This is a genomic window from Nocardia sp. No.11 (assembly GCF_038752175.1).
Lineage (GTDB): Bacteria > Actinomycetota > Actinomycetes > Mycobacteriales > Mycobacteriaceae > Nocardia > Nocardia canadensis.
Genome location: NZ_JBCGFB010000026.1, coordinates 32,815 through 47,565, shown reverse-complemented (window position 1 = coordinate 47,565; position 14,751 = coordinate 32,815). Strand labels below are relative to the sequence as shown.

Here is a 14,751-nt window from a genome sequence, read left to right as displayed (position 1 = left end):
GAGACGCTGCGCGACGGATGCCCGAGGACCCCCGTCGCGCGGATTCTGATTCCCATGAACGATTCGATCGTGGTCACCGACGGGCTGACCAAACGCTATGGCGCCCACCTCGCGGTGGACGCGGTGAGTATGCGGGTCGCCGCGGGGGAGATCTACGGCTTCCTCGGCCCCAACGGCGCGGGCAAGACCACCACCCTGCGCATGCTGGCGGGCCTGATCCGGCCCAGCTCGGGCACCGCCCTGGTGCGCGGCCTGGCCCCGGGCGACCCGGCGGTGCTGCGCCGCATCGGAGTCCTCATCGAGGGCCCCGGCTTCTACCCTTACCTCTCGGGCCGCGACAACCTGCGCGTGCTCGCCCGCTACCGGGGCCATCGCGCCGCCGACGTCGAGCGGGCGCTGGTCCGGGTGGGCCTGGCCGACCGCGCCGACGACCGTTTCCGCACCTACTCGCTCGGCATGAAGCAGCGCCTCGGCGTCGGCGCGGCCCTGCTCGGCGACCCCGATCTGCTGATCCTGGACGAGCCGACCAACGGCCTCGACCCCGCCGGACTGGCCGAAATGCGCACGCTCATCGTCGATCTGGCCGCCGACGGGCACACCGTGCTGCTGTCGAGCCATCAGCTCGCCGAGGTGCAGGAGATCTGCCATCGGGTCGGCGTGATCTCCGGCGGCCGGCTGCTCGCGGAGTCGACCGTGGCCGAATTGCGGGGCAGCGCAACGCTGATCGTGCGCGCCGAACCCGCCGACAGCGCGCTCACGGCGATCCGCGCCGTCGCACCCGCCCGGGCGAGCGTCGACGGGATCAGGGTCGAGACGACGGCCGCGACGGCGCCCGCGGTGGCGCGCGCGGTGGTGGCGGCGGGCGCCGATCTGCTGGAACTGCGGGTCGACGAGAAATCCCTGGAAGAAGTGTTCTTCGAGATGACGGCTGTGGAGGTCGCGAAATGACCGGTGTGACAAGGGATCTGTGGGCGAGCATGCGCGCGGAGGCGGTGCGGCTGGGTCGCTGGCCCGCCTTCTGGATCGTCCTGGGCGTCTGGCTCCTGCTGAACCTGACCTTCGCCTACCTGTTCAACTACCTCGCCTACGCCTCGGGGGAGAGCGGCGCCATGTCCGACGGCCTGCCCCGCGACGTCCTGCTCGGCCAGCTCTTGCCCGCCGCTGTCCCCGAGGTCTTCACCCAGGGTATGGCGATGTTCGGCGGCGCGCTGATGCTGGTGCTCGGTGCGCTCGCGGTCGGCAGCGGCTACGGCTGGGGCACCTGGAAAACCGTCTTCACCCAGGGCCCGAGCCGTCCGGCGGCCATCGGTGGGCTGCTGCTGAGTCTGCTGGTCGTGGTGGTCGCGCTGGTCTGCGCGGCGTTCGCCGTCGACCTCGGTGTCGCCTCGCTCATCGCGGTGAGCGAGGGCCGACCGCTGGTGCTGCCGACGTTGACACGATCCGTGCTCGGCATCGGTTCCGGCGCGGCCATCCTGGGCATGTGGACGCTGGCCGGCGCCCTCGTCGGCGCGATCGCCCGTGGTCCGGCGCTCGCCGTCGGCCTCGGCCTGATCTGGGTGCTCGTCGTCGAGAACCTGCTGCGCGGAGTGGCGGGCGTCTTCGGTCCGATCGAGACGGTCACCGACCTGCTGCCGGGTACGGCCGCGGGTTCGCTGGCGGGCGCGATGCGCACGGTCGGCGGCCCGGCGACCCCCGGTGTCCTCGACATTCTCAGCCGCGGCGAGTCACTGGCCCTGCTCGGCGCGTACGTGCTGGTCTTCGGCGGCGGCACGATCTGGCTGATGACGCGCCGCGACCTGACCTGACGCTCAGGGCCACCCGACCGGGTTCGACACCGACTCGCGGGAGATGCCCGAATCCGTCTCGGGGAATCCACCGTAGAGCTTGTCGTGCAGGTGGGCGAAGAAGTAACACAGCTCCTCGCACTCGGCGTCGGGCACGGCGACCTCCGGGTCGGCGCGCACGGCGTCGTAGTGGTCGCGGCCCATGGCGACGATGAAGCCGCGGGCGTACAGGAAACCGTCGTCGGAGCCGTCGGTGATGGCCTGGATGTCGGCGCGGTCGATCTCGTAGAGCGCCCGCTCGGCGACGCGATCCAGGGCGGTCAGTTCGGCGCTGGTGAAATCGGTGCTCAGCGAGCGCAGGGCATCGATGAACCGGCCGAGGAGGTCGTGGTCGTACTCGCCGTCGAGCAGGGCGCGCCGGGAATCGGCGGAACCAGCGCGCTCCCAGGCGGTTTCGATCAGAGCCCAGAATCGGGCGGCTTCGGTTTCGGTCGGAAGTGTCGTCACCCGCGTGACGGTAGCCGCAAGGACCGACAGTTCAGGGCCGGTCGAGCAGCTTGTGGGCGAGCACGCTCAGCCCGTCGACGATCTGCGCCGCCGACAACCCGCGCTCGCGCTGTTGCAGATAGACCTCGGCGGCCAGCGGTGCGAGGACCGGGTCGACCAGGGAATCCGGGTGGGCTACACCGGCGTCGACCAGCAGCGCCCGGACATGCGCCGACCAGAACCCGTAGGCCCCGGTCGCGAAGCGCGCCCCACCGGTCTCGGCTCCGAGGACGAGATGCGCGTGGGCCGTGAGCAATTCGATCATCGCGGCATAGAACGCCGCGAGCCGCTGCGCCGGCGGCGCGCCCGGGCCCAGCGGCGGGTCGCCACGCAGGAGGTGTTCCTGCAGCGTGCGCTCGTGTTCGTCGAGCAGGGCGACGGCGATGGCGGTGCGGTCGGGGTAGCGGCGATAGAGGGTGCCGCGGCCGACGCCCGCCGCCTTGGCGATGTCGTCCATGGTGACCGTGCGCGGGTCGCGGGTGGCGAAGAGTTCGGCGGCCGCCGCCAGCACCTTGGCCCGGTTGCGGGCCGCGTCGGTGCGCTCGGCGGGCTGCGGTGCGTCCAGCGCCGCGCCGGTGAGCAGGTCGGATCGAGGCTCCATGCGCTCGACTGTAGCCCAGAATCGAATATGTGGACAAGCTGTCCACTTGTGTTCTATGGTCGGGATATCAACAAGCGGACATGATGTCCAGTTCTCGAAAGGCTCGGCCATGACACACCTGCTGCACCTCGACGCCAGCGCTCGTACCCACTCGGTCAGCCGCAGGCTCGGCGCGGAATTCGTCGAGTCCTGGCGGGCCGCGGAGCCGGACGGCCGCTACACCTACCGCGATCTGGCGACCGATCCGGCGCCGTTCATCGGCGAGGGCTGGACCGAGCTCTGTGACGCCGTCCTCGCCGCGGGTAGCACCGACCTCGACCGGCTCCCGGAACTGGCCGTGACACCCGCCGCCCAGGCCGCGTGGCAGATCGTGGAACCGCTGCTCACGCAGGTGCTCGCCGCCGACGTGATCCTCATCGGCACCCCGATGTACAACTACTCGATTCCGGCCGCGCTCAAGGCCTGGCTCGACCAGATCACCTTCCCGCGAATGTCACTGGGGGAGCGCAGGTTCGTGGTGGTCAGCGCGCGCGGCGGCGCCTACTCGCCGGGTGCGCCCAAGGCCGCGTTCGACTATCAGGAGCGCTACCTGCGCGACTTCTTCGCCGGCCACTACGCCGTCACCGACACCGTGTTCGTCCACGCCGAACTCACCAACGCCGTCCAGGATCCGAACCTGGCCCACCTGCGCGACGCGCACGAGTCCTCGCTCGCCGCGGCGCTGACCGACGTTCGCCTGCTCGCCAAGGATTACGTGAAATGAGCTGGGTAGTACTCGGCCTCGCCGGCCTCGTCGAGATCATCTGGTCGCAGACCATCAAACCCACCGAGAACTTCACCAAACTGGGGCCGACGCTGCTGTGCATCGCGCTCGGATCGCTCGCGGTGTATCTGCTCTCGCGGGCCATGCACACCCTGCCCGTGGGCACCGCGTACGCGGTGTTCACCGGGATCGGCGCGCTCGGCGCGATCAGCCTCGGGGTCCTCGTGCACAAGGACCCGCTCAGCGCGGGCCGGATGCTGGCGCTGGCGCTGATCCTGGGCGGGATCGTGCTGGCCCGCGTCACCAATCCCGAGTGACGCTGTCGCGCACCCGATGCGGCGAACGGCCGGTCCGAGCCGGTAAGGTCGGCTGATGGACCAGCCAGTTCGCCCCCCGGATCTGTCTGCGCGACCGCACGAGCTCACGGTCGAGCGCGTGATGAAAGCCTCGCCCAGTCTGCTCTACGCGGCCTGGACCCAGGGCCTGGACCTGTGGCTGGCGGTTCCCGGATCGGTGCTCGGACGGCCCGGCGTCAACGAACCCCTGTACTTCGACACCGGCACGGCCGACAAGCGCAATCCGCACTACGGCCGCATCCTGCTGCTGGAGCAGAACCGCCGGGTCGAGTTCACCTGGGTCACCGCCGCCACCGACGGCGTGGAGACCGTGGTCGCGGCCGAATTCCTGAAGCAGCCCCGCGGTATCCGGCTGCGCCTGCGGCACTCCGGGTTCCCCACCGCCGCTATCCGCGACCTGCACCAGCAGGTGTGGCCGGAGATGCTCGAACGCCTCGACGAAGTCACCGGTACCGTCGCCTGAGGCGCGAACCCGGGCCGGATCGAGCCGGGATCCGAGTAGGTTCGTCATCGGACGCAACACCCAACGAATCGAAAGGATCGGCATGCCGACTCGTAGCGCACGCACCCTCTGGGCAGGCGGACTGCAGGATGGTTCCGGGCAGGTCGAACTGGTCAGCTCCGAGGTGGGCAAGTTCGACGTGACCTTCCCGCGTCGCGTGGCCGACGCCGCCGATGGCACCAGCCCGGAAGAGCTGATCGGCGCCGCGCATTCGTCGTGCTACTCGATGGCGCTGTCGGCCGAGATCGCCAACGCGGGCGGCACGCCGGAGAGCCTGGACGTCACCGCCGATGTGACGCTGGGCCCGGACCCGGCCGGTGGCTTCCGGATCAGCAAGATCAAGCTGACCGTGCGCGCCGTCGCCGCCGGTCTCGACGCCGAGGGCTTCTCCGCCGCCGCGACCGCCGCGAAGAACGGCTGCCCGGTCAGCAAGGCCCTCGCGGGTGTGGCCGAGATCGAGCTGGACGCCGCACTGATCTGATCACCCTGGTGGGCGGCATCTGGGACGCAGATGCCGCCCACCGGCGCGTCCGCGGGGCTAGCGCTGGGTGAACCAGCGGTGCGCCGCCGGCGTGTACATGGCTGGAATCGCGATAACCACCGCCAGGACGTGGACGGTACGGCAGCCGGCCAGCACCGCCGACGACGGCGACAGCCCGGCGAACAGCGCGCCGAAATCGTCGGTGGACAGCAGGACCGCCAGCGGCTCGATGATCAGCGAGACCAGGCCGACCACGCCGATCCCGACGGTGAGCAGCGCCCGCGCGACGCGACTGCCGTGCACCATGTACAGCGCTACCGCCGCGACGACGAGATAGATCGCCAGCCGCGGCAGCAGCCCCGACGCGGTCGCCGCGAACTCACCCCCGCCACGCACGGCGCGCAGCAGTCCTTCGGCGGCGCCGGCGGCGAGCGCGGTGACGAGACCGCCGAACGCGACACTCACCGCGCGCGGCCGGGAGTCGGAAACGGAAACGGAAAAGGCAGTGCCGGTCATGTCACCGACACTGCCTTCACGCGATACCCGCGAGGATCACCCTGCGGTAGCGACCCGCTCTGCTACCGGAGTGCTACGCCGCGAAGCGAATTCGGTCAGCGCGGCGAACGCCAGACCGAGCGAGACCCACAGCGTGGTGGTCTCGGCCAGCGACGCCACCCGGAACCGCCACAGCAGCGTCGCGGGGAAGTCGTCGGCCACCTCGTTCACGCCCGGCAGCAGCACGTAGCCGACCGTGGTGACCAGCACGAACGCGAGCACGCCCGCGATCAGCCGGAGCGTGTCCAGCTGTCCGGCCAGCGCCCGGTACGCGGCGACCGACGCTGCGACGGCGAGCAGGCCGAGCACGACGGCGGCGACCCACAGCCAGGTGCGGTCGTTGATGGTCTCCGGATCGCCCACCGCCGGTGGGTTGGCCGGATACTTGAAGAACGGCACCGCGACGATCGCGGCCCACGCGAATCCCGCCGAGGCCAGCGACAACGCGACTCCCGACAGCGTGGTGAACCGGCGGGCGACGTTGACGGCCGCGGCGAACAACGCGCCGAACGCCATCCCGGCCAGGCCGAGGGCAAGGAACTGACCCGCCTTCTGACCGTTCCGGCTGACCAGCGGTTCTTCCTCGTCGCCGTGCGAATGGCCCTGGGGTTCGGCCGCCTCGTGCGGATGATCGGCCGGGGCGGCGGCAGCTTCTTCGATGGCGATCGCGGCGTCCACCTGGGGCTCGCCGACGAAGTAGCCCACTGTCGCGGCCAGCAGGCCGGCGATCAAGCCGGCCAGCAGGCCACGTAACAGCAGGGTTTTGAGCGATCCGGTCAGTGGCACGGAACACCCAGCAGGTGACGTCCGTCGTGCATCAGCTCGTGCAGGAACATCCCGCTACGCGAGACGGCCCCCTGATCGAAACCGACCAGGTACAGGGCGAGCAGTGCAAGCAGAACGACACCGACCGTGACGAGCACGGTTGCCAGGGTGTCCAGGCCGGTAGACCGGCTGGGTGAATGCGCGATAGCCATTCGGGTCCTCCTCAGGGATACGCGTCCCATGGTCGAAGTGTGGTGCGAAGGTGCCGGTGTCTGGCTCTCCGGCACCGGGGACCCGGTACGTGGATACAGTGGCGCGACCGCTCCGGATTCTCACCGGAATTACCGCGCACCCTCGCGTATGTTCCCTCGCACTGTGACAGTCGCCAGGCGCCCACGTCAATACGCGCATCCGCATGTCCAGCGGAAACGCCGATGTCAGGCCTTCGCGGGGACGTCGAGGACGACCTCGAACTCGAGCAGCGACGCACCGGTCGAGACCGGCTTCGGGCGCTCGCCCTCGCCACCGCTGCCCGCGTGTGCGGCCCGGGCCGGACCGTCGCGCCACGCGGCGAAGGATTCCTCCGAATCCCATTGCGTCACCACGAAATACCGGTTGTCGCCGGCCACCGGGCGCAGCAACTGGAAGCCGAGGAAACCGGGGGAGTTCTCCACCGCGTGCGCGCGGGCGGCGAACCGCTTCTCCAGCTCCGGGCCGGCACCTTCGGGGATCTCGATCGCATTGATCTTCACAACAGCCATGAGCCGACAATACGACCGCGCGGGAAACATCCCGGTCTGGGGCACAATCGGCAGGGTGTTGTACGACGAAGGCGGGACCGGCGTCCCGATCCTGCTGCTGCACGGGCTGATGGGCAGCGCGCGCACCTGGACCGATCAGCTGCCGTGGCTGCGCGAATACGGCCACCTCTACACCGTCGACGCCGCCGGACACGGTCGCGTGCCACCCGCCGAGCTCACCACCGAGGCGTTCGTCGCCGATCTCGCCGAGCTCACGGCCGCGATCACCGAGCCGATGGTGATCGTCGGGCATTCGATGGGCGCGATCCACGGCTGGGTCTTCGCCGCCACCCACCCCGCGCGGGTCCGCGCCCTCGTCGTCGAGGACATCGCCCCCGATTTCACCGGCCGCACCGCCGCGCACTGGGCCGAGCTGATCCACTCCTGGCCGCAGCCCTTCGCCGACGAGCGGGCGGTGCTCGACTACTTCGGGCCGGTCGCGGGCACGTATTTCCTGCGCGCGTTCACCTCGGGACCCGACGGCTATCGGCTGCACGGCGAGGTCGACACCTTCCGCGCCATCTCCGAGGAGTGGGGGACCAGGGACTTCTGGACCGAATGGAAGTCGCTGGAAATTCCCGCGCTGCTGATCGAGGGCGAGCGCACCATCACCCCGCCGGGGCAGATGCGCACGATGGCCGAGGTCCACCCGGACGCGGAGTACGTGGTCGTCGCGGGGGCCGCGCACCTGGTGCACGACGAGCAGCCCGAGGCCTATCGCGACCTCGTCGGCCGCTTCCTGCGCCGCGTCGTGGGCTAGCCCGTCGCCCCGCCTTCGCCGGCCAGCGCGAACAGGCCGTCCTCGGTCTGCTCGATCAGGCCGTCGACCAGCAGCGAATCCAGTGCCCGCGCCCGCTGGCCGGGGTCGCGGGTCCACGCGAGGTCGAGGCGAACCCGCTCCACCGGCCCCGACGCGTCGCGCAGGACATCGAGCAGCCTGCCGCGTGCCTGCCGATCGGTGCCCTCGTACTTCTGCACCTTGCGGGCCACCGCGGCGGCGGGCTTGCCCGCGTCGACCCACGCGCACGCGGGCAGCGGGCAGTTCGCGCAGTCGGGGTTGCGGGCGGTGCAGATCAGCGCGCCCAGCTCCATCAGCGCCGCCGAGAACTTGGCGGCGCGCGGCACGGAGATCGGCAGCAGGGCCGCGGTTTCGGCGAGATCGCGCGAGGACGGATTGCCCGGCTCGCGCCCGTGCACGGCCCGCGCGACCACCCGGCGGACATTGGTGTCGACCACCGGGACGCGCTGACCGTAGGCGAAGCAGGCCACCGCGCGGGCGGTGTAGTCACCGATACCGGGCAGGCTCAGCAGCACCTCGACGTCGGTGGGCACCACGTCGCCGTGCTCGGCGGCCAGCACTCGCGCGCACTCGTGCAGCCGCAGGGCCCGGCGCGGATAGCCCAGCTTGCCCCAGGCCCGCAGCACCTCGGCCTGCGAGGACGCGGCCATCGCCGAGGGCACCGGCCACCGCGCCACCCATTCCCGCCAGATCGGCTCGACCCGCACCACGGGGGTCTGCTGCAGCATGATCTCGCTCATCAGGATGTGCCAGGCGGTTGCCTCCGGCTGGCGCCACGGCAGGTCACGTGCCGTTTCGGTGAACCAATCCACCAAGACTTCCGCGTCGATACTCACTGTTCCCGTTCCGCCTCAGCCAGGCCATCTTTGCCGACGCGTAACGCGGCGGACTCGCTGGTAACCCTCGGCCTGTGCACAATGATCGGTATGCCTGGTTCCAATCCGATAAGCGCCTGGAAGTCGTTGCGCGAAGGCAATGAACGCTTCGTCAACGACACCCTGCTGCATCCTAGCCAGGGCGCCGCCGACCGAGCCAAGCTCGTCAGCGGCCAGCATCCGCACGCCATTCTGTTCGGCTGCGGTGACTCCCGGGTGGCCGCCGAACTGATCTTCGATCAGGGGCTGGGCGACATGTTCGTCGTGCGGACCGCGGGTCATGTGGTGGACAGCTCGGTGCTCGGCTCGATCGAGTACGGCGTCGAGGTGCTCGACGTGCCGCTGATCGTCGTCCTCGGACACGACAGCTGCGGCGCCGTGAAGGCCACCATCGACGCGCTCGACGGTGGCGAGGTCCCCGGCGGATTCATCCGCAGCGTGGTCGAACGCGTCACGCCGTCGATCCTGGTCGGCCGTCGCGAGGGCCTCACCTCGATCGACGAATTCGAGGCCCGCCACGTCGTGGAGACCAGCAGGCTCCTGATGCAGCGGTCGATGATCATCTCCCAGCGCGTCGCCACCGGTCAGTGCGCGATCGCGAGCGTCACCTACAAGCTCGAGGACGGCCGCGTGCACCTGCGTCGCGTCGTCGGGAACATCGGCGAGGTGGTCTGAACCGGGCGATCGGTTCGGTTCACCCCCACGACACGCCGAGGTCATCGAGCGCGGCTCCGCGCGGTGCGCTTACCGTTGAGGCGTGCTGGAACCGAATGGACCGCTGCCACCGGAGATCTACTGGCGTCGCCGCGCACTCGCCATCGGCGTCATCATTGTCGCGCTCGCGATCGTGATCTGGCTCGTCACGATGGTGGCGCGCGGTGGTGACTCGTCCGGCGATACCGCCGCGGCCACGTCGACCACCACCGCGGCGGGCAGTTCGGCGTCGACCAGCAGTTCGGCCGAGTCGAGCAGCGCGACGTCGAGCAGCGCCGCCGCCACTTCCAGCGCCGCGGCGAGCAGTTCCGCGGCGGATCAGCCCGCGGCACAGCCGTGCAGTGATCAGTCGCTGGCCCTGAAGGTGACCGTCGGCCAGCCGACGTACCGGGTGGGTGATCAACCGGGGTTCGGCACGGTCATCACCAATATCTCCTCGGCGCCGTGTTCGCGCGATCTCGGTCCCGGCCCGCAATTCCTGGTCTACACCCTCGACGGGCAGCGCCGTCTGTGGGCGAGCAACGACTGCAACCCGGATGGACCGCCGGAAGTGAAGACGCTCAAGGCAGGCGAGCAGCTGTCCTACAAGGGCACCTGGTTCGGGACGACGTCCCAGCCGAACTGCGCCGGTGATCGCCTCCAGGTGCCCGCGGGCGCCTACATGGTGGTGGCGCAGCTCGGTGCGGTGCGCAGCGCCGCCGAGCCGTTCAACCTCGCGACCTAGCCGTCGGCGCCGGTGCGTGTCCGGCATTGTGCGGGTGCGCTGTAAGTCACATGTTCAAGTCGGGTGGATTTGCAGGCTTCGCATGCTCACCGACTATGTCAATGGTTGTTGGCACGGGAATGGCCGATATCGGCCATATCCCGGGTTTGCCGGAGTTATTCCACGGGGACCGGATCCCGGGGTGCGCGCGATTTGCGGAGCTGCGCCAAGCGCAGCGCCGAGCGGAGATCGCCGACCTCGTGGATACGCATCGAACCGGTCTTGGTTTTCTCCGAACCGGGCGGCACCAGGGCGGTGGTGAAACCGAGTCGCTCGGCCTCGGCGAGCCGCCGGCCCAGCCCGGTGACCTTGCGGACCTCGCCCGCCAGCCCGACCTCACCGAGGATCACCCAGCCCGCCGGCAGCGCGATATCCGCCTCGGCGGAGGCGATGGCCAGCGCGATGGCCAGGTCGGCGGTCGGCTCGATCAGGCGCATGCCGCCGACGGTGGCGGCGTAGACATCGTGTTTGCCGAGAAACACCCGCCCACGGCTCTGCAGGACGGCCAGCACCATGGCGACGCGGTTGTAGTCCAGGCCGCTCACCGCGCGCCGTGGCTGCGGGATCTCGGTCTTGACGGTCAGCCCCTGCACCTCCGCGACCAGCGGGCGTTTACCGTCCATCGCGACGGTCACCGCCGTGCCGGGGACGGTATCGGTGCGGTGGTGCAGGAACAGACCCGACGGATCGTCGACGCAGGCGATGCCGTCCTCGTGCAATTCGAAACAGCCCACTTCGTCGGCGCTGCCGAAACGATTCTTGATGCCGCGGATCATGCGCAGCGTCGAATTCTTGTCGCCCTCGAATTGCAGCACCACGTCGACCAGATGCTCGAGCGTGCGCGGGCCTGCGACATTGCCGTCCTTGGTGACGTGGCCGACCAGCAGCACCGCGATTCCGGTGGCCTTGGCCAGCGAGGTCAGCGCCGCGGTCACCGCGCGGACCTGGGTGACACCGCCGATCACGCCGTCCACCTCGGGCGCCAGCATCGTCTGCACCGAGTCGACCACCAGCAGCGTCGGCCGCACCTGTTCCACGTGCCCGAGCACGATCGACAGGTCCGATTCGGCGGCGAGATACACCCGGTCGTGCACCGCGCCGGTGCGATCGGCGCGCAGCCGCACCTGCCCGGCGGACTCCTCGGCCGTCACGTACAGCGAGGTTTCGTCGCGCTGGGCGGCCCACCGGTGCGCGACCTCGAGTAGCAGGGTCGACTTGCCGACGCCCGGTTCGCCCGAGAGCAGCACCACCGACCCGGGCACCACACCGCCGCCGAGCACCCGATCCAGCTCGCTGACCCCGGTCGAGCGGGCCTGGGTGACCTTGGCGTCGATCTGCGACAGTGGCGCCGCCGCCGTGCTCGGCAGCATCGCCCGCCTGCCCGGCGCCGCGGCGGCCGCGGAGACCGCCACCTCGTTCACCGTCCCCCAGGCGCCGCAATCCGGGCACTTACCCACCCATTTGGACACCTCGTGCGAGCACGCGGTGCACCGGAAGACTGCTTTGGTCTTGGCCACACGCGCACCCTACGGACCGGCTCCGACAAAAAGAAAAGCCGCCGCGGACCACCGCGACGGCTTTCTGTTCGGCCTGGTCTCAGTGACCGGCGCCCTCGGGGGCCGGGCCGGACTTCTCGTTCTCGACGCGGTCGACCTCGGCGGCGTCGACCGGGACCGACACCTGCACGGTGCCCGCGTCCTTGAAGTTGAAGGTGACGTTGTAGGTCAGGCCCGGGTAGATCTGCTTGCTCAGGCCGGTGATCTCGATCGTGCCGGGCTTGGCCTCGGGATCGATCGAGGGGACGTCCTGACCGGTCGCGGACGTGGTCGGGGCCGCGGAGGTGGTCGGGGCCGCGGAGGTGGTCGGCGCGGCGGAGGTGGTCGGGCTGGCGCCGTGGTGATCGTCGCCCTGCGCGTCACCGGTGACCTTGACCGGGCCGGCGACGACGATCTGCTGCGGCTTCAGCACGAACTTGGGGTCGCCCGCCGGGCCGGTGAGCTTGACGGTGCCCAGGTCGGTGGTGACGCTGGTCAGCTCGTCGGTGACGGTCTCGCTGCCGTTGATGATCGACAGCGCGATCACGGCCTTGCCGCCCTTGTCGTGCTCGGCCGGGGAAGCCGGGTAGATGATGTGCACGTTGCGCAGGGAGATCGGGCCCACGTCCGCGTGGTTGCCGTTGATCGCGGCGGCCTGCGACGAGGTCTGGGTGTGCTGGCCGGCACTGCAGCCGCTCAGGGCGATACCCGCGGCAGCGGCGAGCGCGGCAACCGTCGCCATGCGACGTCGCGCCGACGGGGCGGTCACAGCTTTCAGGGCAGTCACGGTTTGTCCTCCATGTCGACCGGGCTCACTCCGTCCACACAGCGGATCGGAGGGTAGTAACTAGGCAGCGTAGTAGTTCGCTTCGCGCGCGTGGCGTCCGGGCTCGCGACGCGCGGGCGCGGAAGTAACAGTTCGGTGTCTCGCGCCGGGTTGCCGGAGTGGTGCCGGGGGAGTGCGACGCGGATACGGCTCGCTGTGCTGGTGGTTAACCCGTTCTGGCGCAACACAATGCACACCAATTCCGCGTTGTCAACCCCTACGATGGCCTCGTTGTGGCCCTGACCTGCACAGTTGATCGCGCCGTTATCGAGTCGCATGTTAAACTGTGAACATCGAAAGGGGCACGGGACACATGATTTTTAAGGTCGGAGACACCGTCGTTTACCCCCACCACGGAGCGGCGCTGATCGAAGCAATCGAGACCCGCACCATCAAGGGTGTGCAGAAAGAGTATCTGGTCCTGAAGGTCGCGCAAGGCGACCTGACCGTTCGGGTTCCCGCGGAGAACGCCGAATATGTCGGCGTCCGTGACGTCGTCGGCCAGGAGGGTCTCGACCGCGTCTTCCAGGTGCTGCGCGCGCCACACACGGAGGAGCCGACCAACTGGTCCCGCCGTTACAAGGCCAACCTCGAGAAGCTCGCCTCGGGCGATGTGAACAAGGTGGCCGAGGTCGTGCGCGACCTGTGGCGTCGTGAGCAGGATCGCGGCCTGTCCGCCGGTGAGAAGCGGATGCTGGCCAAGGCTCGCCAGATCCTCGTCGGTGAGCTCGCGCTCGCCGAGGGCACCGACGACGGCAAGGCCGAATCGCTGCTCGACGAGGTCCTCGCCGCGGCTTCCTAGAGTGCGACCTGTCGTAGCACTGGTCCCTGCCGCCGGTCGTGGCGTGCGCCTGGGTGAATCCACCCCGAAGGCGTTCGTCCCGGTCGGCGGCACACCTATGGTCCGGCTGGCCGTCGACGGGCTGATCGCGTCCGGTGCGGTGCACCGGGTCGTCGTGGTCGTGCCCGCCGAGCTGGTCGAAGCCGCGTCCGCTCTGCTGTCAACCACCTCGCTGACCGGCGGTTCGATGCCCCCTGTGCCGGTGCAGGTCGTCGTTGGCGGCGCCGAGCGCACCGATTCGGTGCGCGCCGGGATCGCGGCCGCGCCCGATGCCGCGTTCTATCTCGTGCACGATGCCGCTCGCGCGCTCACTCCACCGGAGCTGATCGCGCGAGTGGCCGCCGAGCTGCAGGCGGGCAGTCCCGCCGTCGTGCCCGCCCTGCCGGTCGTCGACACCGTGAAATCGGTCGACGACGCGGGCGTGGTCACCGGCACCCCCGAGCGCGCCCACCTGCGGGCTGTCCAGACTCCCCAGGGCTTCGCCGCCGACCTGCTGCGCGAGGCGTACGCCACCGAGGTCGGCGCGACCGACGACGCCGGCCTGGTCGAACGCCTCGGCGTCGCCGTGCGCACCGTCGCAGGCGACCCGCTCGCCTTCAAGATCACCACCCCGCTCGACCTGCGCCTGGCCGACGCGTTGCGCGCCGATCGCGCCGCCGACGTTCCTCGGCCCGCCGAGCAGGCGGTCGCGCGATGAGAGTCGGCATCGGCAGCGATGTGCACCCCATCGAGCTCGGTCGTCCCTGCTGGATGGCCGGTCTGCTGTTCCCCGACGCCGACGGCTGCGCCGGGCACTCCGACGGCGACGTCGCCGCGCACGCGCTCTGCGACGCGCTGCTCTCGGCCGCCGGTCTGGGCGACGTCGGCGCGGTGTTCGGGGTCGGCCGTCCCGAATGGGCCGGGGTCACCGGCGCCGCCATGCTCGCCGAGGTCCGCAGGCTGCTGACCGAGGAGGGCTTCACGGTCGTCAACGCCGCGGTGCAGGTCATCGGCAATCGCCCGAAGATCGGCCCTCGTCGCGCCGAGGCCCAGAAAGTGCTCGGCGAACTGCTCGACGCGCCGGTCTCGGTTTCGGGCACCACCACGGACGGTCTCGGGCTGACCGGCCGCGGCGAGGGCATCGCGGCCATCGCCACCTGCCTGATCACGGCATGTTCGTAGCCCGCACGGGCCTCGAAGATTTCCTGCCGCACCACGCGTTCTCGCCGCTTCGTCCGGCCGTCGGACAATCACGGCGAGCCACGA

The 14,751-nt window shown here is 70.0% G+C and carries 21 protein-coding genes; 12 read left to right on the top strand and 9 right to left on the bottom strand.

What is annotated here, in order from left to right; translation table 11 throughout:
* Positions 1 to 54 precede the first annotated feature (54 nt).
* The gene (locus tag V8688_RS11125; protein WP_342800753.1) at positions 55 to 948 is read left to right on the top strand and encodes an ABC transporter ATP-binding protein; all 894 of its coding nucleotides are present in this window, start codon (positions 55 to 57) and stop codon (positions 946 to 948) included.
* A complete protein-coding gene (locus V8688_RS11120; protein WP_342800752.1) occupies positions 945 to 1,805 on the top strand; it encodes an ABC transporter permease in 861 nt (286 codons plus the stop codon). Before V8688_RS11125 ends, V8688_RS11120 begins: the two co-directional genes overlap by 4 nt.
* A gap of 3 nt (positions 1,806 to 1,808) precedes the next feature.
* Here V8688_RS11120 and V8688_RS11115 read toward each other — a convergent pair whose 3' ends face one another.
* Together V8688_RS11115 and V8688_RS11110 are read right to left on the bottom strand one after the other, a co-directional pair.
* The gene (locus V8688_RS11115) at positions 1,809 to 2,291 is read right to left on the bottom strand and encodes a DUF4240 domain-containing protein (RefSeq protein ID WP_218720616.1); all 483 of its coding nucleotides are present in this window, start codon (positions 2,289 to 2,291) and stop codon (positions 1,809 to 1,811) included.
* Positions 2,292 to 2,322: 31 nt separating this feature from the next.
* Complete coding sequence (locus V8688_RS11110) at positions 2,323 to 2,931, bottom strand: TetR/AcrR family transcriptional regulator (RefSeq protein WP_218720615.1); 609 nt, start codon at positions 2,929 to 2,931, stop codon at positions 2,323 to 2,325.
* A gap of 109 nt (positions 2,932 to 3,040) precedes the next feature.
* Between V8688_RS11110 and V8688_RS11105 the strand changes: the two genes are divergently transcribed.
* From V8688_RS11105 to V8688_RS11090, 4 genes are all read left to right on the top strand, one after another.
* On the top strand, positions 3,041 to 3,694 hold the full coding sequence (locus tag V8688_RS11105; RefSeq protein WP_342800751.1) for an NAD(P)H-dependent oxidoreductase: 654 nt from the start codon (positions 3,041 to 3,043) through the stop codon (positions 3,692 to 3,694).
* A complete protein-coding gene (locus V8688_RS11100; protein ID WP_189029701.1) occupies positions 3,691 to 4,011 on the top strand; it encodes a multidrug efflux SMR transporter in 321 nt (106 codons plus the stop codon). The genes V8688_RS11105 and V8688_RS11100 overlap by 4 nt, the downstream gene beginning before the upstream one ends.
* 55 nt (positions 4,012 to 4,066) lie before the next feature.
* A complete protein-coding gene (locus V8688_RS11095) occupies positions 4,067 to 4,513 on the top strand; it encodes an SRPBCC domain-containing protein (protein WP_255588351.1) in 447 nt (148 codons plus the stop codon).
* Between the two features lie 82 nt (positions 4,514 to 4,595).
* Positions 4,596 to 5,033: an OsmC family peroxiredoxin gene (locus V8688_RS11090; protein ID WP_218720613.1), complete on the top strand. Its 438-nt coding sequence runs from the start codon at positions 4,596 to 4,598 to the stop codon at positions 5,031 to 5,033.
* A 57-nt stretch (positions 5,034 to 5,090) separates the two neighbouring features.
* Here the strand turns inward: V8688_RS11090 and V8688_RS11085 are convergent, their stop codons facing one another.
* The 4 genes from V8688_RS11085 to V8688_RS11070 form a co-directional block, all read right to left on the bottom strand.
* Positions 5,091 to 5,549 (bottom strand): hypothetical protein, encoded by a 459-nt coding sequence (locus V8688_RS11085; protein WP_218720612.1) that lies wholly within the window; start codon positions 5,547 to 5,549, stop codon positions 5,091 to 5,093.
* Positions 5,550 to 5,585: 36 nt separating this feature from the next.
* Entirely contained in the window at positions 5,586 to 6,374 is a 789-nt protein-coding gene (locus V8688_RS11080; protein WP_316573383.1) for a CbtA family protein, read from the bottom strand.
* Entirely contained in the window at positions 6,365 to 6,565 is a 201-nt protein-coding gene (locus tag V8688_RS11075) for a CbtB-domain containing protein (RefSeq protein ID WP_019044677.1), read from the bottom strand. Before V8688_RS11075 ends, V8688_RS11080 begins: the two co-directional genes overlap by 10 nt.
* A 225-nt stretch (positions 6,566 to 6,790) precedes the next feature.
* The gene (locus V8688_RS11070; RefSeq protein ID WP_218720610.1) at positions 6,791 to 7,114 is read right to left on the bottom strand and encodes an antibiotic biosynthesis monooxygenase; all 324 of its coding nucleotides are present in this window, start codon (positions 7,112 to 7,114) and stop codon (positions 6,791 to 6,793) included.
* A gap of 55 nt (positions 7,115 to 7,169) precedes the next feature.
* Here V8688_RS11070 and V8688_RS11065 point away from each other — a divergent pair, with 55 nt between their 5' ends.
* Positions 7,170 to 7,913 carry an alpha/beta hydrolase gene (locus V8688_RS11065; RefSeq protein ID WP_342800750.1) on the top strand — a complete coding sequence of 248 codons (744 nt, stop codon included), beginning with the start codon at positions 7,170 to 7,172 and terminating at the stop codon, positions 7,911 to 7,913.
* On the opposite strand, the gene V8688_RS11060 is transcribed toward V8688_RS11065, so the two are convergent.
* Positions 7,910 to 8,788 carry an A/G-specific adenine glycosylase gene (locus tag V8688_RS11060; RefSeq protein WP_342800749.1) on the bottom strand — a complete coding sequence of 293 codons (879 nt, stop codon included), beginning with the start codon at positions 8,786 to 8,788 and terminating at the stop codon, positions 7,910 to 7,912. The two genes, V8688_RS11065 and V8688_RS11060, sit on opposite strands and share 4 nt — an antisense overlap.
* A gap of 90 nt (positions 8,789 to 8,878) precedes the next feature.
* On the opposite strand from V8688_RS11060, the gene V8688_RS11055 reads away from it, so the two are divergent.
* Together V8688_RS11055 and V8688_RS11050 are read left to right on the top strand one after the other, a co-directional pair.
* Positions 8,879 to 9,502, top strand: a complete 624-nt coding sequence (locus V8688_RS11055) for a carbonic anhydrase (RefSeq protein WP_218720607.1) — start codon at positions 8,879 to 8,881, stop codon at positions 9,500 to 9,502.
* 82 nt (positions 9,503 to 9,584) lie between these two features.
* Entirely contained in the window at positions 9,585 to 10,265 is a 681-nt protein-coding gene (locus tag V8688_RS11050) for a hypothetical protein (RefSeq protein WP_316573385.1), read from the top strand.
* A gap of 155 nt (positions 10,266 to 10,420) precedes the next feature.
* On the opposite strand, the gene radA is transcribed toward V8688_RS11050, so the two are convergent.
* The gene (gene radA, locus V8688_RS11045) at positions 10,421 to 11,821 is read right to left on the bottom strand and encodes a DNA repair protein RadA (protein WP_218720605.1); all 1,401 of its coding nucleotides are present in this window, start codon (positions 11,819 to 11,821) and stop codon (positions 10,421 to 10,423) included.
* 79 nt (positions 11,822 to 11,900) lie between these two features.
* Positions 11,901 to 12,626, bottom strand: coding sequence for a hypothetical protein (locus V8688_RS11040; protein WP_342800748.1), 726 nt, complete (start codon positions 12,624 to 12,626; stop codon positions 11,901 to 11,903).
* 352 nt (positions 12,627 to 12,978) lie between these two features.
* Between V8688_RS11040 and carD the strand changes: the two genes are divergently transcribed.
* Genes carD through ispF form a run of 3 tightly spaced genes read left to right on the top strand, consistent with a single transcriptional unit; the run spans position 12,979 to position 14,667 of the window.
* Positions 12,979 to 13,467 carry an RNA polymerase-binding transcription factor CarD gene (carD, locus tag V8688_RS11035; protein ID WP_019044685.1) on the top strand — a complete coding sequence of 163 codons (489 nt, stop codon included), beginning with the start codon at positions 12,979 to 12,981 and terminating at the stop codon, positions 13,465 to 13,467.
* A gap of 1 nt (position 13,468) precedes the next feature.
* Positions 13,469 to 14,203: a 2-C-methyl-D-erythritol 4-phosphate cytidylyltransferase gene (gene ispD, locus V8688_RS11030; protein WP_218720604.1), complete on the top strand. Its 735-nt coding sequence runs from the start codon at positions 13,469 to 13,471 to the stop codon at positions 14,201 to 14,203.
* The gene (gene ispF / locus V8688_RS11025) at positions 14,200 to 14,667 is read left to right on the top strand and encodes a 2-C-methyl-D-erythritol 2,4-cyclodiphosphate synthase (protein ID WP_342800747.1); all 468 of its coding nucleotides are present in this window, start codon (positions 14,200 to 14,202) and stop codon (positions 14,665 to 14,667) included. The genes ispD and ispF overlap by 4 nt, the downstream gene beginning before the upstream one ends.
* Positions 14,668 to 14,751 lie beyond the last annotated feature (84 nt).

Bases quoted from the DNA above. Each gene is read 5' to 3' on its own strand.
- V8688_RS11095 (WP_255588351.1), top strand. From the start codon at position 4,067: ATGGACCAGCCAGTTCGCCCCCCGGATCTGTCTGCGCGACCGCACGAG.
- V8688_RS11125 (WP_342800753.1), top strand. From the start codon at position 55: ATGAACGATTCGATCGTGGTCACCGACGGGCTGACCAAACGCTATGGC.
- V8688_RS11075 (WP_019044677.1), bottom strand. From the start codon at position 6,565: ATGGCTATCGCGCATTCACCCAGCCGGTCTACCGGCCTGGACACCCTG.
- V8688_RS11110 (WP_218720615.1), bottom strand. From the start codon at position 2,931: ATGGAGCCTCGATCCGACCTGCTCACCGGCGCGGCGCTGGACGCACCG.
- carD (WP_019044685.1), top strand. From the start codon at position 12,979: ATGATTTTTAAGGTCGGAGACACCGTCGTTTACCCCCACCACGGAGCG.
- V8688_RS11090 (WP_218720613.1), top strand. From the start codon at position 4,596: ATGCCGACTCGTAGCGCACGCACCCTCTGGGCAGGCGGACTGCAGGAT.
- ispF (WP_342800747.1), top strand. From the start codon at position 14,200: ATGAGAGTCGGCATCGGCAGCGATGTGCACCCCATCGAGCTCGGTCGT.
- V8688_RS11070 (WP_218720610.1), bottom strand. From the start codon at position 7,114: ATGGCTGTTGTGAAGATCAATGCGATCGAGATCCCCGAAGGTGCCGGC.
- V8688_RS11120 (WP_342800752.1), top strand. From the start codon at position 945: ATGACCGGTGTGACAAGGGATCTGTGGGCGAGCATGCGCGCGGAGGCG.
- V8688_RS11105 (WP_342800751.1), top strand. From the start codon at position 3,041: ATGACACACCTGCTGCACCTCGACGCCAGCGCTCGTACCCACTCGGTC.
- V8688_RS11055 (WP_218720607.1), top strand. From the start codon at position 8,879: ATGCCTGGTTCCAATCCGATAAGCGCCTGGAAGTCGTTGCGCGAAGGC.
- V8688_RS11085 (WP_218720612.1), bottom strand. From the start codon at position 5,549: ATGACCGGCACTGCCTTTTCCGTTTCCGTTTCCGACTCCCGGCCGCGC.
- V8688_RS11100 (WP_189029701.1), top strand. From the start codon at position 3,691: ATGAGCTGGGTAGTACTCGGCCTCGCCGGCCTCGTCGAGATCATCTGG.